This is a genomic window from Streptomyces sp. CB02366 (genome assembly GCF_001905905.1).
GTDB lineage: Bacteria > Actinomycetota > Actinomycetes > Streptomycetales > Streptomycetaceae > Streptomyces.
The window spans coordinates 100,984-117,260 of record NZ_LIVT01000003.1; the positions used below are offsets into that span (position 1 = coordinate 100,984).

General features: G+C 72.1%; 15 protein-coding genes. 4 read left to right on the forward strand and 11 right to left on the reverse strand.

The window, feature by feature from the left end:
• Nucleotides 1–79: 79 nt before the first annotated feature.
• Both AMK24_RS09050 and AMK24_RS09055 read right to left on the reverse strand, forming a co-directional pair.
• Nucleotides 80–1,612: a YfcC family protein gene (locus AMK24_RS09050; protein WP_073766936.1), complete on the reverse strand. Its 1,533-nt coding sequence runs from the start codon at nucleotides 1,610–1,612 to the stop codon at nucleotides 80–82.
• 489 nt (nucleotides 1,613–2,101) lie between these two features.
• Nucleotides 2,102–3,094 (reverse strand): fibronectin type III domain-containing protein, encoded by a 993-nt coding sequence (locus AMK24_RS09055; RefSeq protein WP_073766937.1) that lies wholly within the window; start codon nucleotides 3,092–3,094, stop codon nucleotides 2,102–2,104.
• A 165-nt stretch (nucleotides 3,095–3,259) separates the two neighbouring features.
• Between AMK24_RS09055 and AMK24_RS09060 the strand changes: the two genes are divergently transcribed.
• Complete coding sequence (locus tag AMK24_RS09060; protein WP_073766939.1) at nucleotides 3,260–3,904, forward strand: TIGR03086 family metal-binding protein; 645 nt, start codon at nucleotides 3,260–3,262, stop codon at nucleotides 3,902–3,904.
• 57 nt (nucleotides 3,905–3,961) lie between these two features.
• Here AMK24_RS09060 and AMK24_RS09065 read toward each other — a convergent pair whose 3' ends face one another.
• The 9 genes from AMK24_RS09065 to AMK24_RS09105 all read right to left on the reverse strand — a co-directional run bounded on the left by AMK24_RS09065 (nucleotide 3,962) and on the right by AMK24_RS09105 (nucleotide 12,192).
• A complete protein-coding gene (locus AMK24_RS09065; RefSeq protein WP_073766940.1) occupies nucleotides 3,962–4,645 on the reverse strand; it encodes an alpha/beta fold hydrolase in 684 nt (227 codons plus the stop codon).
• A gap of 140 nt (nucleotides 4,646–4,785) precedes the next feature.
• Nucleotides 4,786–6,252: a nucleobase:cation symporter-2 family protein gene (locus AMK24_RS09070; RefSeq protein ID WP_073766941.1), complete on the reverse strand. Its 1,467-nt coding sequence runs from the start codon at nucleotides 6,250–6,252 to the stop codon at nucleotides 4,786–4,788.
• Between the two features lie 316 nt (nucleotides 6,253–6,568).
• The gene (locus tag AMK24_RS09075; RefSeq protein ID WP_073766942.1) at nucleotides 6,569–7,957 is read right to left on the reverse strand and encodes an 8-oxoguanine deaminase; all 1,389 of its coding nucleotides are present in this window, start codon (nucleotides 7,955–7,957) and stop codon (nucleotides 6,569–6,571) included.
• 45 nt (nucleotides 7,958–8,002) lie between these two features.
• Entirely contained in the window at nucleotides 8,003–9,406 is a 1,404-nt protein-coding gene (locus AMK24_RS09080) for a nucleobase:cation symporter-2 family protein (protein ID WP_073766943.1), read from the reverse strand.
• 67 nt (nucleotides 9,407–9,473) lie between these two features.
• Nucleotides 9,474–10,397 (reverse strand): factor-independent urate hydroxylase, encoded by a 924-nt coding sequence (gene pucL / locus AMK24_RS09085; RefSeq protein ID WP_073766944.1) that lies wholly within the window; start codon nucleotides 10,395–10,397, stop codon nucleotides 9,474–9,476.
• Nucleotides 10,398–10,404: 7 nt separating this feature from the next.
• The gene (gene uraH, locus AMK24_RS09090) at nucleotides 10,405–10,794 is read right to left on the reverse strand and encodes a hydroxyisourate hydrolase (RefSeq protein ID WP_073768699.1); all 390 of its coding nucleotides are present in this window, start codon (nucleotides 10,792–10,794) and stop codon (nucleotides 10,405–10,407) included.
• Nucleotides 10,795–10,814: 20 nt separating this feature from the next.
• Entirely contained in the window at nucleotides 10,815–11,351 is a 537-nt protein-coding gene (gene uraD / locus AMK24_RS09095) for a 2-oxo-4-hydroxy-4-carboxy-5-ureidoimidazoline decarboxylase (protein WP_073766945.1), read from the reverse strand.
• Nucleotides 11,352–11,506: 155 nt separating this feature from the next.
• Nucleotides 11,507–11,827 carry a helix-turn-helix domain-containing protein gene (locus AMK24_RS09100; RefSeq protein ID WP_073768701.1) on the reverse strand — a complete coding sequence of 107 codons (321 nt, stop codon included), beginning with the start codon at nucleotides 11,825–11,827 and terminating at the stop codon, nucleotides 11,507–11,509.
• 113 nt (nucleotides 11,828–11,940) lie between these two features.
• Nucleotides 11,941–12,192, reverse strand: a complete 252-nt coding sequence (locus tag AMK24_RS09105; RefSeq protein WP_073766946.1) for a thiamine-binding protein — start codon at nucleotides 12,190–12,192, stop codon at nucleotides 11,941–11,943.
• A 248-nt stretch (nucleotides 12,193–12,440) separates the two neighbouring features.
• Here AMK24_RS09105 and AMK24_RS09110 point away from each other — a divergent pair, with 248 nt between their 5' ends.
• The 3 genes from AMK24_RS09110 (at nucleotide 12,441) to AMK24_RS09120 (ending at nucleotide 15,924) form a co-directional block, all read left to right on the forward strand.
• Complete coding sequence (locus tag AMK24_RS09110) at nucleotides 12,441–13,280, forward strand: TIM barrel protein (RefSeq protein WP_073766947.1); 840 nt, start codon at nucleotides 12,441–12,443, stop codon at nucleotides 13,278–13,280.
• A gap of 87 nt (nucleotides 13,281–13,367) precedes the next feature.
• The gene (locus tag AMK24_RS09115; RefSeq protein ID WP_073766948.1) at nucleotides 13,368–14,261 is read left to right on the forward strand and encodes a 2-hydroxy-3-oxopropionate reductase; all 894 of its coding nucleotides are present in this window, start codon (nucleotides 13,368–13,370) and stop codon (nucleotides 14,259–14,261) included.
• A gap of 205 nt (nucleotides 14,262–14,466) precedes the next feature.
• The gene (locus AMK24_RS09120) at nucleotides 14,467–15,924 is read left to right on the forward strand and encodes a catalase (RefSeq protein ID WP_073766950.1); all 1,458 of its coding nucleotides are present in this window, start codon (nucleotides 14,467–14,469) and stop codon (nucleotides 15,922–15,924) included.
• Nucleotides 15,925–16,277: the final 353 nt, after the last annotated feature.

Here is a 16,277-nt window from a genome sequence, read left to right on the forward strand (position 1 = left end):
GGCGGCGTCGCCGCCGACCCAGGATGACGTATGGTCCCCCGCCCGCCCAACCCCTCTCAGGGCCGCACCGCGCCGCCCCTCAGCCCCACATCGCGCCCAGGGCCATGAACCCGCAGATCAGGACCGCCAGGATCGCCAGCAGCGGCCAGACGAACCGCAGGTACCTGTCGTAGCCGATCTTCGCGAGCGCCACCCCGCCGATGGTGACCGCCGTCGTCGGCGCCCAGAGGTTCATCCACCCGCTGGCCGCCTGCCACGCCGTGACGGCCGTCGCGCGGGAGACGCCCGCGAAGTCGGCGAGGGGGGCCAGGATCGGCATCGCGAGCGTGGCGTGGCCGGAGGTGGAGGGGATGAGGAAGGCGAGCGGGAGGTTGACGAGGAAGACGAAGACCGCGAAGAGCGCCGACGGGGCGCCCGAGACCACGCCCTCGATGGAGTGCAGCACGGTGTCGGTGATCTGCGAGTTGTTCATGATGACGGTGACGCCGCGGGCGAGCACGATGACCAGGGCCGGGGAGATGAAGTCCGCCGCGCCCCGGACGACCGTCGCGCTGAGCCGTTGCTCCCCGAACCGGGCGACGGCGCCGACCAGGACCGCCGCGACCAGGAACAGGGCGGCCAGATGGGAGAAGGACCAGCCGAGTTCGAAGCCGTAGGGGGTGGCGTCGGCGTCGCCCGTGAGCGCGCCGGCCCAGGGGACCACGGAGAAGATCATGAAACCGAAGACCAGGGCGACCAGGACGAGGACGGCGCGGTGGAGCCCGGTCAGCTCCGGGGGCTCCGCCGCCCGGGCCGCGTCGTGCTCCCGGTCGCCGGGCAGGAAGCCGGAGAGCGAGCGTCCGGGGCTCGCGCGGACCCGGTTCGCGTACCGGACGACGTAGGCGATCGTCACCGCCGTCAGCACCACCCACATGATCGCGCGCAGCACGATGCCGTCGCCCAGCGAGACGTCGGCGGCGGAGGACGCGACCCCGGTGGCGAAGGGGTTCACCGTGGAGCAGAGGACCCCGACGCCCGCACCGAGGATGATCGTGCCGGTCGCCACCATGCGGTCGTAGCCGAGCGCCAGCATCAGGGGGATGATCAGGCCGTAGAAGCCGAGCGTCTCCTCCGCGAACCCCTCCACGGTGCCGAGGAGGGAGAAGACCAGCATGACGCCGGCGATGAGCAGGGCGCCCCGCTCGCGCAGCCGGTGCGCGAGGCGGCCGATCCCCCGGTCCAGGGCGCCGGTGGCGAACACGACGGTGATGAACGCGCCGATGGCGAGGACGAAGAGGAACACGCCCGCGCTGCCGTACAGTTCGCCGGCCAGGTCCGGGCCGACCTTCCCCGTCTCCGCGTCCTGGACGCCGTACAGCCCGTTGACCGGGGAGAGGAAGAGGTCGTTCAGGCGGTCGACGAAGCTCTGCCCGGAGTCGACCCGGTGGTACGTGCCCTGGACGGGGGCCCCTTCCCCGTCGCGGTCGTAGGCGCCGGGCGGGATCAGGAAGGCCAGCGCCCAGACGGCGAGGGTGACGATCGCCAGGACCGTGAGGGCGCTGGGAAAGGTGAACGTCCGGCCGGCCGGGGGCTCCTCCTCCGGGGCGGGCCTCGTCCCGGCCGCGCCGCTCATGCCGGGCCCGGGACGTGCCGGCTGCCGGTGGGGGCGGCGGCCGGGATTCCGGGCGGGGGCGGGGGCTCCGGACGGGTGACCCGGCAGCGCCGGGACACCCCCGGGGGCCGCCCGGGACGGCGGCGCGGACCGGCCCCTTCCGGGGCGAGCGCGGCGGGCGGCGGCTGTGCCGCCCGGGGCGGGGCCGTCCGCCCCCGGGCGCCGGGCGGCGGCGCCGGCCGGGCGGGCGGCCGGGCCCACGGCGCGGCGGCCCGTCCGCTCGGGTCGTCTCCCAGGTCCATGGTCCTGCCCCTTCGGTCCGCCGGTCCTCGGATACCAAGGGATCACAGGGCGGGGGCCGCCGCACGCCTGGGGAACGGCGGCCCGGGGGGCGCCACGGCCGGACACGCCCGTGGCCGTGATCGGGCCCGGGGCCGTGATCGGGCCTGTGCCCGTGGCTGAGGCCGTGATCGGGCCTGTGCCCGTGGCCGTGATCGTGCCCGTGGCGTGTCAGCCCGGCAGGACGACCGTCCGCTGGGCCGAGAAGTCGCCCCAGGTGCCGTCCGGGAGCTTGGCCCTGAGCTTCACCGAGTAGCGGGTGCCGGGCGGGTCGGCGAGGTCGAGCCGGTAGGTGGCACGTCCCTCGGGCGGCGTCCCGCCCCAGACGATGGTGGTGGTCAGCCTGCCGTTCAGGTACAGCTGGTAGGCGGGAACGGGTCCGCCCGTCTCGGGCTGGTCCCAGGACAGGTCCAGGGTGAACCGGGAGCCCCCCTCGGCCACCTCGGTCCGCAGGCCGGTGGGCGCGGTACTGGCGGGGGCGCCGGGGGCGGACTCGGTGGTGAGGTCGAGCGCGTTGCTGTCGGCCGAGGACTTGTCGGAGGCGTCACGGGCCCGGACGGTGAAGGTGTAGACGGTCCCCGGGCGCAACCCCGTGAGCTTCGCCCCGGTCTCGGAGGCGGGCACGCTGTGGATCCGGGAGTCCTCCTGGTAGATGTCGTACGAGGTGACGCCGACGTCGTCCTTGGCCGCGCCCCAGGTGAGGGTGGCGGTCCGGCTCCCGTCCGCCCGGCCCGTCAGCTTCGCCGGGGCGGTGGGCGGCTCGTCGTCCTGGGGCGGGGTGGCCTGGGTGGTGACGGGGACGACCTCGCTGGGCTCGGAGAGGTTCCCGGCCGTGTCCTTGGCCCGTACGCTGAAGGTGTAGTCCGTCGAGGCGGCCAGGCCGCCCACGTCGATCATGGTCTTCGTCGCCGGGACGCTCTTGACCTTGGTCTTTCCCCGGTAGACCTCGTAGCCGCCGACCTTCTCGTCGTCGGAGGCGGCCTTCCACATCACGTGCACCGACGTGGAGCTGCTGGCCTGGGCGGTCACGCCCCGGGGGGCGCCGGGCGGCTGCGTGTCGGCTTCGGCGGAGCCGCCGCAGGCGGAGAGGAGGGGGGCGAGCAAGAGGGCGGAGCAGGCCAACGCGGCAGATATGTGGGGGCGTTGCACGGTGGTGCCTTCCATCCGGACAGCAATGGTCCAGACCTGTATGTCATGGCGTGGGGGTCAGCGACAAGAGGCCGGCGGGAACCATCCGCGGTGCGGGGGCGCGCGCACCGCCCGGAGGCGGTGCGGGAAGCCGTGGGGCGCGGGCCGATGAGTTCTCGGTGGCGACCGGGTCTCCCCTGTATGGACACTCGTGACAACGCCGTACCGGACGCCGCCGCCCTTCCCGGTCTGGAGCCGGCCGCCCGGCGCGTCGTCGGACTGCTCGACGCGGTCGACGACCGCCTGCTGGACGGTCCGACCCCCTGCCCGGACTACACCGTACGGGAGCTGCTGGGCCACCTCGCCGGGTTGGCCACCGCTTTCCGTGACGCCGCCCGGAAGGACCTCGGGGCGAGTACCGCCGTCTCCCCGGACGCCGCCCTTCCCGTCCTCGACGACGACTGGCGCGAGGCGCTGCCCCGGCGCCTGGAGGAGGTGGCGGCGGCCTGGCGCTCCCCCGACGCCTGGACGGGCACGACCCGGGCGGGCGGGGTGGAGCTGCCCGGTGAGGTGGCCGGGGTGGTCGCGCTGAACGAACTCCTCGTCCACGGCTGGGACCTGGCCCGCTCGACGCGGCAGCCCTACGCGGCGGGCGAGGCCGAACTGCGGGCTTGCGAGGCGCTGCTCACCCCGCCGGAGACGGGGCCCGGGGATACCGCGGGCCCGGACGGCTCCGAGGGCGACGGCGTCTTCGGGCCGCCGGTCGCGGTGGAGGACGACGCCCCGTTGCTGGACCGGGTGATCGCCCTCAGCGGCCGGCGCCCGGACTGGCGGCCGGACCGCTGAGCGACGAGCCGGGGCGGCCGGGCGAAGACCTGTACGGGGCCGGGAGGGCGGACGCCGTCAGCTGGTGAAGAACTCCGTGACGTGCGCGGCCACCTGGTCCGCCCGGGTCTCGTGCATCCGGTGGCCGCCCGGGACGGTGACCAGCCGGCAGTCCGGGATCAGGGAGGCCACGTCGGCCTGGCGGTGCTGCTCCATCGTGCTCTCCGGCCCCCCGGTGATGATCATCGTCGGGGACACGATGTCGCCGAGGCCCTCGTCCGCGTCCGGGCCGGGGTCGGCGAGCTGGTCGCGTACGGCGGGCACCGCGTTCTCGTCGTAGTCCACGGGGCCCTCCGCCCGCCCCGCCGGGCCCGGGTCGCCCGGGAACGGGGCCGGGGTCTCCAGCAGCACCAGCCGCTCCACCCGGTCGGAGTGCTCCTGGGCGACCAGCCGGGCGACGACGCCGCCCATGCCGTGGCCGACGAGGCCGACCCGGTCCAGCTCCAGTTCGTCGAGGAAGCCGACGACGTCCTCGGCCATCAGCTCCAGGTCGTAGTCGTCGGGCCAGTCGCTCTCGCCGTGGCCGCGCAGGTCCAGGGCGTGGACCCGCCATTCCCGGCCCAGCAGGGCGCCGGCCGCCTCCCAGTCGGCGGACGAACCGCCGAGGCCGTGCAGCAGCACGACGGGCGAGCCGAACGCATCGCCCCAGGACCGGTACGCGAGGCGCACATCGCCGACATCCACGACAGACTGATCTTCCATGCCCCCGACGCTACAGGCGACGGGAGCGGGTCGGCTCGCGGGGGCGGGCGAGGAGCCGGAGCGCGCCGTCCGGCCCGGTGGAGCCCCGGGCGGGGCCCCACCGGGCCGGACGGGCCCGCGGCCGAGCGGCCGGACGCGGGTCAGTGCACGCCCACGCCGGCGGCGGCCGGGACCACGTGCTCGCCGTGCACCGGGGGTTCGTCCGCCGGGTCGGGCTTGCGGCCGAAGTGGTTGAAGGCGAGGTTCAGCACGATCGCCACCACGCAGCCGGTGGAGATGCCCGAGTCGAGGACGACCAGCAGGTCCTCGGGGAAGGCGTGGTAGAACTGCGGCGCGGCGATCGGGATCAGGCCGATGCCCACGGCCGCCGCCACGATCAGGGCGTTCTCGCCCTTCTCCAGGGCGGCGGTGGCCAGGGTCTGGATACCGCTGGCCGCGACCGTGCCGAACAGGACGATGCCCGCACCGCCGAGGACCGGCAGCGGTACGAGGGCGATGACCGAGGCGGCGACCGGGACGAGGCCGAGCAGGATCAGGATCACGCCGCCCGCCGCGACGACGAAGCGGCTGCGGATCTTGGTCATGGCGACGAGGCCGACGTTCTGGGCGAAGGCGCTGCACATGAAGCCGTTGAAGATCGGGCTGATGGCGCTGCCGAGGGTGTCGGCGCGCAGGCCGCCCTCGATGATCTTCTCGTCGGCCGGGCGGTCCACGATCTTTCCGAGGGCCAGCATGTCCGCGGTGGACTCGGTCATGCAGACCAGCATCACGATGCACATGGAGATGATGGCGGCGACCTCGAACTGCGGGGCGCCGAAGGCGAAGGGCGTCGGGAAGCCGACCACGTCGGCCTCCTTGATGGCGCCGAAGTCGGTGATGCCCGCGGGGATGGCGAGGAGCGTGCCGATGATCAGGCCGAGCAGGATCGCGATCTGCTGGAGGAAGCCGCGCAGGAGTTTGCGCAGGGCCAGCACGATCACCAGGGTCACGGCGGCCATGGTGATGTTGGTCATCGAGCCGTAGTCGTCGGCCTTCGCGTTGCCGCCCTGCGACCAGTTGAAGGCGACCGGGAGGAGTGAGACGCCGATCAGGGTGATCACGGTGCCGGTCACGACGGGCGGGAAGAAGCGCACCAGTTTGCAGAAGTACGGGGCGAGGACGAAGCCGAGGAGGCTCGCGACGATGATCGCGCCGAAGATGACGGCTATCCCGTCGTGTCCCCGGTCCTTGCCTATCGCGATCATCGGGGCGACGCCGGCGAACGAGACGCCGTTGACGAAGGGCAGCCGGGCGCCGACCTTCCAGAAGCCGATGGTCTGGAGCAGGGTGGCGATCCCCGCGGTGAACAGGCTCGCCCCCATCAGGAAGGCGGTCTCCTTGGCGGTGAGGCCGACGGCCGGCCCCACGATGAGCGGCGGGGCCACCACACCCGCGTACATGGCGGCCACGTGCTGGAGGCCGCTGGTGAACATCTTCAGCGGGGGGAGGGTCTCGTCGACCGGATGCTTCCGGCCGTCCACTGCTGCTTCTGCTTCTGCGGCGGCGTCGTCCGTCACGTCGGGGGCGGCTGGATCTGCGTCTTTGCGAAACCTGGGCTTAGCGGCCACGGCGGTTCCTCCGGTCGGTTACACGTCGTCGGCGACGTGGGGTTCAGGGAGGTGGTGCGTAAGTGGTGCGGTGGGGCTTGCGGCTCTCTCAGGTGGTGCAGGTCGTGCAGAAGGGGGTACGGGGTGCGCACGCGGAGGTGGGCGCGGGCAGCGTTCATCACCGGTCCGGCGGGCGCGCGCTGGGCGTGCGCCCGCCGGACCGGCTGCCGCGGACCCCGCTCGGGTCCACGGCGGCCGGTCTCGGGCCGTCCCCCTCGACCGGCCGGTCGGGGATGTCCGCGCGGAGCCGGGCTCCGGCGGGGGGGGCCGCGCGGGGTCAGGCTCCGGCGGCGATCCGCGCGAGGCGGCGGGCCTCGTCGCGGGTGTCACGGGCGATGGCGTCCTCGTCCACCGTGGTGAGGCGGCCGTCCTCGACGACCGGTTCGCCGTCGACGAGGGAGAGGGTCACCGGGGCGGCCGCGCCGAAGACGAGCGCGGTCACCGGGTCGGCGATCGAGGAGTGGGCCAGGGTGTCCAGCTTCCACAGGACGAGGTCGGCGAGCTTGCCGGCCTCCAGGGAGCCGATCTGGTCGGCGCGGCCCAGCACCCGGGCTCCGCCGAAGGTCCCGAGGCGCAGGGCCTGGCGGGCGTCGAGGGCCTTCTCGCGGTGGGCGCCGAGACGGTTGATGAGCAGGGCGTTGCGCAGCTCGGTGTGGAGTTCGCCGGACTCGTTGGAGGCGGTGCCGTCCACGCCGAGGCCGACCGGCACCCCGGCGGCGAGCATGTCGGGGACGCGGGCGATCCCGGCGGCGAGGCGGGCGTTGGAGGAGGGGCAGTGGGCGACGCCGGTGCCCGTACGGGCGAAGGCGGCGATGTCGGAGTCGTTCATGTGGACGCAGTGCGCCATCCACACGTCGTCGCCGAGCCAGCCGGTCGACTCGAAGTAGTCGGTCGGCCCCATCCCGAACAGCTCCTTGCAGAACTGCTCCTCCTCGACGGTCTCCGAACCGTGGGTGTGCAGCCGTACGCCCTTGCGCCGGGCCAGCTCCGCGCCCTGGCGCATCAGTTCGGTGGAGACGGAGAAGGGCGAGCAGGGGGCGACGGCGACCTGGGTCATGGCGTCGAAGGAGGCGTCGTGGTGGGCGTCGACGGTGGCCTCGGTGGCGGCGAGCGCGCCCTCCAGGCTCTCCACGGCGAAGTCCGGGGGCAGGCCGCCGTCCTTCTCGCCGCGGTCCATGGAGCCCCGGGCGAGGGTGAACCGTACGCCCATCTCGCGGGCGGCGCCGATGATCGCGCCGGACAGGTCGCCGGAGCCCCGCGGGAAGACGTAGTGGTGGTCCATGGCGGTGGTGACGCCGCCGCGGGCCATCATGGCGAGCGAGCCCTGTGCGGCGGCGCGGGCCATCGGCTCGTCGATGCGCGCCCAGGTCGGGTAGAGGGCGACCAGCCAGTCGAAGAGGTTGTGGTCGGTGGCCAGGCCCCGGGTGATCCACTGGTAGAAGTGGTGGTGGGTGTTGACCAGGCCGGGGGTGGCGAGGTGCCCGGTGGCGTCGACGCGCCGGACGACCCCGGTGAGCCCCTCGGGCGCCCTGCCGGCGCCGATGGACTCGATGCGGTTGCCGGCCACCACGATGTGCCCGAAGGCGTACTCGGTGTCGTGGGCGTCGACGGTGGCGATCGAACAGTTCTCGATGACGATGCGCTGAGGGTCTGCCGAAGCTGCCATGGCGCTTCCTTCTTCTCTCTGTGGCGATGCGGGCACGGCAGGACCCTAGGAGGATTTGAGTGCCACAGCGGTGCGGCTGTGGGTGCCGAGATGATGGAAGAACAGGTTGAGCACGACCGCGACCAGGGCTCCCGCGCTGATCCCGGAACCGAGGACGGTCTGCGCCCAGGCCGGGAACCCGGCGTAGAAGGCGGGCGCGGCGAGCGGGATGATGCCCGCGCCGAGCGCGACGGCGACCAGGATGATGTTGGAGCTGTCGTCGAGGCCGGCTTCGGCGAGCGTACGGATGCCGCTGACCGCGATGGAGCCGAAGAGGACGATGCCGGCGCCGCCGAGGACGGGCATCGGGACGAGCGAGACGACCGCGCCGAGCACCGGGAAGGCGCCGAGGACCAGGAGCGCTCCGCCCGCCGCCGCCACGACGTACCGGCTGCGGACCCGGGTCAGCGAGACGACGCCGACGTTCTGGGCGAAGGCGCTGGTGGGGAAGGAGCCGAAGACGGGGCCGAGGAGGGTGGCGATGCCGTCCGTGCGCAGTCCGCGGGTGATGGTGCGCCCGTCGGTGCGGCGGTCGCAGATCTCGCCGAGGGCCAGCATCCCGGCCGACGACTCCGTCATCAGGACCAGCATGACGATGCAGAGCGAGAGGATCGCGGCGGGCTGGAACTCCGGTGCGCCGAAGGCGAAGGGGGTCGGCAGGGCGGCCAGCGGCGCGGACCTCAGCGCGGAGAAGTCGGCCATGCCGAACGGGATGGCGGCCAGCGTTCCGACGAACATCCCCATGAGCAGGGCCACTTGCTTGAGGAAGCCGCGGCCGAAGCGCTGGATGAACAGGATCACGGCGAGGGTGAAGGCTGCCAGCGCCAGGTACTTCATGGCGCCGAAGTCGTCGGCGGTGGCGTCGCCGCCCTGCGCCCAGGCGACCGGTACGGGCATGAGGGTGACGCCGATGAGGGTGATGACCACCCCGGTGACCAGGGGCGGGAAGAAGCGCAGCAGTCGGCCGAAGAACGGTCCGACCGCCAGGCAGAAGACGCCTGCGACGATCACCGCCCCGTAGATCGCGGGGAGTTGGCGTCCCGGCGCACTGGTCTCGGCGATGGCGAGCATCGGTGCGATCCCGGCGGAGGAGGCCGCGTTGACGAAGGGGAGCCGGTTGCCCGCGAAGCGGCCGAGCCCGACGGTCTGCAGGACGGTGGCGAGTCCGGCGATCAGGAGGCTCGCCGCGATGAGCCGGGTCATGCCGGCGGTGTCCAGGCCCACGGCCTGGCCGATGATCAGCGGAGGGGTGACGACGCCCGCGTACATGGCGGCGATGTGCTGGAGTGCGGCGGGGACGAGCCGCGCCGGCGGAAGCTTCTCGTCGACCGGGTGGACTGCCGTGCCGGCGAGGGTTTTCGAGGGGTCTTTGCCTGGGCCTTCGGCCGGCCCCGTTGCAGGCTGTGCCATGGGTGTTCCCTCCGGGTGACCGGCCGCCGCCCGTCTGCGGGCGGGCGGCGGCCGGTTCAGCACCGCGTCAGAGGTTGGTCATGTCGACCGGGATCTTCGGCTCGACGCCGTCCCGGAGCACGGTGGCCTCGATCAGACCGTAGGGACGGTCCGCCGCGAAGTAGACCTCGTTGTCGTTCTTGAGGCCGAACGGTTCGAGGTCCACCAGGAAATGGTGGTTGTTCGGCAGCGAGAAGCGGATCTCGTCGATCTCGCTGCGGCTGTTGATGATCCGCGAACCCATCTGGTACAGGGTCTGCTGGAGCGAGAGGGAGTACGTCTCGGCGAAGGCCTGGAGCATGTGCTTGCGCGCCTGCTCGTAGGACTTCTCCCAGTTCGGCATGGACTGCTCGTCGCTGGTCCAGTTGTAGCGCCAGCGGGCGGAGACGTCGGTCGCCAGGATGCGGTCGTACGCCTCCTTCAGCGTCGTGTACTTGTCCTTGACGTAGCCCCAGAACTCGGAGTTGGTCGAGTTCATCACGGTGAGGTCCTTGAGGCCGGAGACGACCTCCCAGCTCTCGCCGTCATAGGTGATCTGGGTGACGCGGGTCTCCTGGCCCTTGCGGGCGAAGGAGTGCTTGACCTCGTCGGCGCCGATGAACTTCGAGTTGCCGTCGGAGGTCGCGATGCGCTCCCAGGCGTACTCCTCGATCCGGATGCGGGCGCGGTGGATGGGCTCCTGCGAGGTGACGAAGTGCCGGGCGAGGTGGATGCCGAACTGCTCGGCGGACTCGATCCCGTGCTCCTTGGCGAACGCGAACACCGTGTTCTTGGTGGTGTCGGTCGGCAGGACGTTGGCGTTGGAGCCGGAGTAGTGGACGTCGTCCATGTCGCCGGAGAGGGCGACCGAGACGTTCAGGTCCTTGATGTGGTGGGTGTCGCCGTCCCGCACGATCTTGACGACGCGGTTCTCTGCTTTGCCGTACTGGTTCTGGCCGAGAATCGTGGGCATGTCGGTGCTAGCTCCCTCGGTAAACGGAGTAGCCGAACGGGTTGAGCAGCAGCGGTACGTGGTAGTGCTCGCCCGGGACGACCGCGAACGCGATGGTCACCTCGGGGAAGAACGCGCCGCTGTCCCTTACGCGGGGGGCGTCCTGCTGCGCCTCGGCTTGCTTCTTGGAAAAGTACGTCTCGGTGTCGAAGTCGAGGCGTACGTGGGTGGTTCCCTCCGGCAGGGCCGGGAGGTCCTTGCAACGTCCGTCCGCATCGGTGGCGGAGGCTCCGAGCGTGACGTACGGTGCGTCGCTTCCGCCGCGGGCGGCGAGCGAGACGGCGACGGACGCGGCGGGGCGGCCGATGCTGGTGTCCAGGATGTGGGTGGACACCGATGCGGTCGTGTCGGTACTCAAGACCGTCACTCTCCTCGATCTCAAGAGTCCTGTGCGGGAGCGTCCTCTGCGAGGGCCTCCGTCACGAGACGGGTCAGCCGGATGCGGTTGATCTTGCCCAGTTCGGTGCGCACGATCTCCCGCTCCCGCTCGGGCGTGTTCCCGATCCGGGTCTTCACCGCGTCGCGCATCTGCTCGCCGGTGGCTCCGGTGGCGCAGATCAGGAAGACGTGTCCGAACCGTTCCTGGTAGGCCAGGTTCAGTTCGAGCATCTCGGTCTTGAGCTCCTCGGAGGCGCCGGCCATGCCCCGCTGCTCGCGGGAGGAGGTCGGGTCGCCGGGCTTCGGGCGGCCGATCGGCGGGTGGCCCGCCATCGCGTCGGCCAGGTCCGCCGCGGTGAGCCGCGCGGTGGCGGCGTCGCTCGCGGCGAGCAGGGCTTCTTCGGTGGCGTACGGGCGCCCGGCGAGGATGGTGCTTCCCCAGGTCGCACTGGCACACACCTCGTGCAGTACGGGGGTGGCCTCGCCGTCCGCCAGGGCGTTGAACCGGGTGAGGCCCGGTGTGGAGCTCGACGTCACGGGAGCCTCCGTGGCTGTTTTTCGCTGTGCGTTGTTCGGGCTGCGGATAGCTAACGCCCTCGACAACACGACGTCAACAGTTTGTTGAAATCTCGCGAACGAAGAAAGCCGCCGTCCCGGCATGCGGACGGCGGCTTTCCCCTGCGGTCGGCCAACTACTCGCCCTTGGCCGCATGTTCCCGGTTCAGGTAGTTGTACACGGTGAATCTGGAGACGCCCAGAGCGCCCGCGACCGTCTCCACGCCGTGCCGCACCGAGAAGGCGCCGCGCGCCTCCAGCATCCGGACGACGGACTGCTTGGCCTTCCGGTCCAGGTCGGCGAGCGGCATCCCGTGCCGCCGTTCCATCGCGGCGAGGATGTGGTCCAGCGAGTCGGAGAGCTGGGGAAGCCGTACGGCCACGACGTCCCTCCCCTCCCAGGCGAGGACGACGTCGTCCTGCTCGGCCCGGTCCGGCCCCAGCAGCTCCGCGCCCATCGCGTCGACGAGCGGCTTCACGGCCGCCACGAGGGGATGGTCGAGCCCGGCCGGCAGGCGGCCCGCCGCCGGAGAGGGGACGTCGGCGGCAGGGGGGTGATCGACGGGCCCGGTCACGGCGCGTCCCCCTCGATCACGTTCACCTGGAGCGAGACCCGGGTGGCGCCCGCGGCCAGGGCCCGGCGCAGCAGGGAGTCCACGGCGGTGAGCACCTCGTCCGCCCCCCCTTCCGCGGTGTTGCCGAAGGGGCCGACGTCGACGGCGTCCAGCTCGGCGGCCTGGATCACCTCGCGGGCCACCACCGCGTGGGTGGGCGCCTCGTCGAGATCGAACGGCTCGGTGGTGAATTCCACCCTCAAGCGCACTGTGCCTCCATGGTGTCCGCGCCCCGGGTGCGGGCCCCCGCGGCTCGGCCACGACTGTAGCCGCTGGACGGATTCCCGCCCCGGTCCGCGCGGGGCCCGCCCGCGGCGGCAGCGGGGGGCGGGCCCCGGAGGCGGGCGACAGGCGGAGCGATTTCACCGGCACCTCTTGACAGCCCCGCCGCCCGCCGGGCAATCTTCCGTTAAGCAGAAAGAAACTTCCGCAATACGGAAGGAGCGCCGACATCCTCATGGGATACCCGGACCAGCGCTTCGATGTGAACCTTTCGATCCTCTTCACGGAACTCCCGCTCCTGGAGCGCCCCGCGGCAGCCGCCGCGGCCGGCTTCACGGCGGTCGAGCTGTGGTGGCCCTGGATCGAGACCCCCACCCCGCCGCAGGCCGAGCTCGACGCCCTCAAGAAGGCGCTCGACGAGGCCGGCACCCGGCTGGTGGGGCTGAACTTCTACGCCGGACGGCTCCCCGGCCCCGACCGCGGCGCGCTCTCCGTGCCCGGTGAGGAGTCGGACCGCTTCCGCGCCAACATCGAGGTGGCGGCCGACTTCGCCGCCTCGGTGGGCTGCACGGCGCTCAACGCGCTGTACGGCAACCGCGTCGAGGGCGCCGACCCGCAGGTCCAGGACGCGCTCGCGCTGGAGAACCTGGTCCTGGCCGCCCGCGCCGCGGACCGGATCGGGGCGATCCTGCTCGTCGAGGCCCTGAACAAGCCCGAGTCGCCGCTCTACCCGCTGGTCGGCGCACCGGCCGCGATCGAGGTCGTCGACAAGGTCAACGCGGCGACGGGCCTCGGGAACGCCAAGTTCCTGCTGGACCTCTACCACCTGTCGATGAACGGCGAGGACCTGAGCCAGGTGATCAAGGCGTACACCGCCAGGACCGGCCACGTCCAGATCGCCGACAACCCGGGGCGCGGCGCGCCGGGTACCGGTTCGCTCCCGCTGGAGCGGCTGCTCGACGAGCTGAAGGCCGCCGGGTACACGGGCCGGGTCGGCCTGGAGTACAAGCCGGGCGACCGGCCGAGCGCGGAGGCGTTCGACTGGCTCCCGGCATCGGCCCGGGCGGACCGCTGACCGGCTGACGGCCGCGCACGGGCAGGGGCGGCCTCGGGGGCCCGCCCGACCCCCTCACGTACACACGTTTTCCAGGAAGGCACCCTCATGAGCAACAACCTCCCGAAGGTCGCGTGGATCGGTCTCGGCATCATGGGCTCCCCCATGTCCGAGAACCTGGTCAAGGCCGGTTACTCCGTCACCGGATACACCCTGGAGCAGGACAAGATCGACCGGCTGGTCGCGGCCGGCGGCGCCGGCGCCTCCTCGATCGCGGACGCGGTGAAGGACGCGGACGTCGTCATCACGATGGTGCCCGCGTCCCCGCAGGTCGAGGCCATCGCCTACGGGCCGGACGGCATCCTGGAGAACGCGAGGCGCGGCGCGCTGCTGGTGGACATGTCCTCCATCACCCCGCAGACCTCGATCGACCTGGCCGAGAACGCGGCGGAGAAGGGCATCCGGGTCCTGGACGCACCGGTCTCCGGCGGCGAGGCGGGCGCCGTCGAGGCGGTCCTGTCCATCATGGTCGGCGGCGAGCAGGCCGACTTCGACGCCGCCAAGCCGCTGCTGGAGGCGCTCGGCAAGACGATCGTGCTCTGCGGTCCGCACGGCTCCGGCCAGACGGTGAAGGCCGCCAACCAGCTCATCGTCGCGGTCAACATCCAGGCGTGCGCCGAGGCCGTGGTCTTCCTGGAGAAGTCCGGCGTGGACCTCGCCGCCGCGCTCGACGTGCTCAACGGCGGTCTGGCCGGCTCGACCGTGCTGACCCGCAAGAAGGACAACTTCCTGAAGCGGGACTTCGCCCCCGGCTTCCGGATCGACCTGCACCACAAGGACATGGGCATCGTCACGGACGCCGCCCGCAACGTCGGCGCGGCCCTGCCCGTCGGCGGCGTGGTCGCCCAGCTGGTCGCCTCGCTGCGCGCCCAGGGCGACGGCGGGCTGGACCACTCGGCGCTGCTGCGCTCGGTCGAGCGGCTGTCCGGCTCCCAGGTCTGACCCCCCGGCCCCGCGCGGGGGACGCCTCCTCGAAGAGGCCAGTGAACTCCGGGTCGCGGCGGCGCTGACACCTGTCCTGTCGCGCCCAGGCGCTGCCGCGGCCCGGAACCCCATACTTCGTTTTCAACAAACTGTTGACGTTGCTCAGCGGCGAATCTACGCTCCACAAGCCGTCAGCAGCTCGTACGAAAGGTCATCCCGCCACATGGCTAAGCGTGTGCTCACGACCGAGTCAGGCGCCCCGGTCGCCGACAACCAGAACTCCGCCTCCGCCGGCGCCGGCGGGCCGCTCCTCCTCCAGGACCAGCACCTCCTGGAGAAGCTCGCCCGCTTCAACCGTGAGCGCATCCCGGAGCGCGTGGTGCACGCCCGTGGCTCCGGCGCGTACGGCTACTTCGAGGTCACCGACGACGTCACCGGCTTCACCCGCGCCGACTTCCTGTCCGCCGTGGGCAAGCGCACCGAGACGTTCATCCGCTTCTCCACGGTCGCGGACTCGCTCGGCGGCGCGGACGCGGTCCGCGACCCGCGCGGCTTCGCCCTCAAGTTCTACACGGACGAGGGCAATTACGACCTGGTCGGCAACAACACCCCGGTGTTCTTCATCAAGGACCCGATCAAGTTCCCCGACTTCATCCACTCGCAGAAGCGCGACCCCTTCACGGGCCGTCAGGAGCCGGACAACGTCTGGGACTTCTGGGCGCACTCCCCCGAGGCGACGCACCAGGTCACGTGGCTGATGGGCGACCGCGGCATCCCCGCCTCGTACCGCCACATGAACGGGTACGGCTCGCACACCTACCAGTGGACGAACGCGAAGGGCGACGCCTTCTTCGTCAAGTACCACTTCAAGACGAACCAGGGCGTGCGCTCCCTCTCCGCCGAGCAGGCCGCCGAGCTCGTCGGAAAGGACGCCGACTCGCACCAGACGGACCTGCTCCAGGCCATCGAGCGCGGCGTCAACCCGTCCTGGACGCTGTACGTCCAGGTGATGCCGGCCGCCGAGGCCGCGGACTACCGGTTCAACCCGTTCGACCTCACCAAGGTGTGGCCGCACGCCGACTACCCGCTCCAGCGGGTCGGCCGCCTGGTCCTGAACCGCAACCCGGACAACGTCTTCGCCGAGGTCGAGCAGGCCGCGTTCTCCCCGAACAACTTCGTGCCCGGCATCGGGCCCTCCCCGGACAAGATGCTCCAGGGCCGGCTGTTCGCCTACGCGGACGCCCACCGCTACCGCCTGGGCGTCAACCACACCCAGCTGCCGGTGAACGCGCCGCGCACCCCCGTGGTCGACAACTACGGCCGCGACGGCCTCCACGCGACCCGCTACGGCTCGCGCCACGACAAGAACTACGAGCCCAACTCGTACGCCGGTCCGGCGCAGACCGACGCGGCGCTGTCCTCCCCGCTCGCGGTCCACGGCTGGACGGGAACGCACGAGGCGCCCGCGCACAGCAAGGACGACGACTTCTTCCAGGCGGGCGAGCTGTACCGGCTCATGTCCGAGGACGAGAAGGGCCGTCTGGTCGCGAACATCGCCGGGGGCCTTTCCCAGGTCACCCGCGACGACGTGATCGAGAAGAACCTCGCCCACTTCCACGCCGCCGACGCCGACTACGGCAGGCGCGTGGAGGAGGCGGTCCGCGCCCTGCGCGAGGACTGAGCCTCCCAGGCCCCTGCCCCTGCCGCGCACCCGGATGAGGGGTGCCGCGCGGCACGGGCAGGACGACGAGGCCGCGGCGGTCGAGCGATGCCAGTGCGGTGGTGAAGGACCGGGGACCGTCTCCTGACCTGAAGGAGACGCCCTCCCCCGGGCCGATCGCCGCCGCCGCGGTCCCTGTCACCCGGTGAACGAGGGCGCGGAGTACGGATACGGTCCCGTACTCCGCGCCCTTCCGCGTGCCCGCACCCGTTCGCCACGGCCCGCCCGCGCCCGTGCGGCGGCGGGAGCGCGCCGTTCCGCCCCGTCCGGCGCTCGACGGCGGAACCCCCGCCGGGGCGGGGCCGCACGATCCC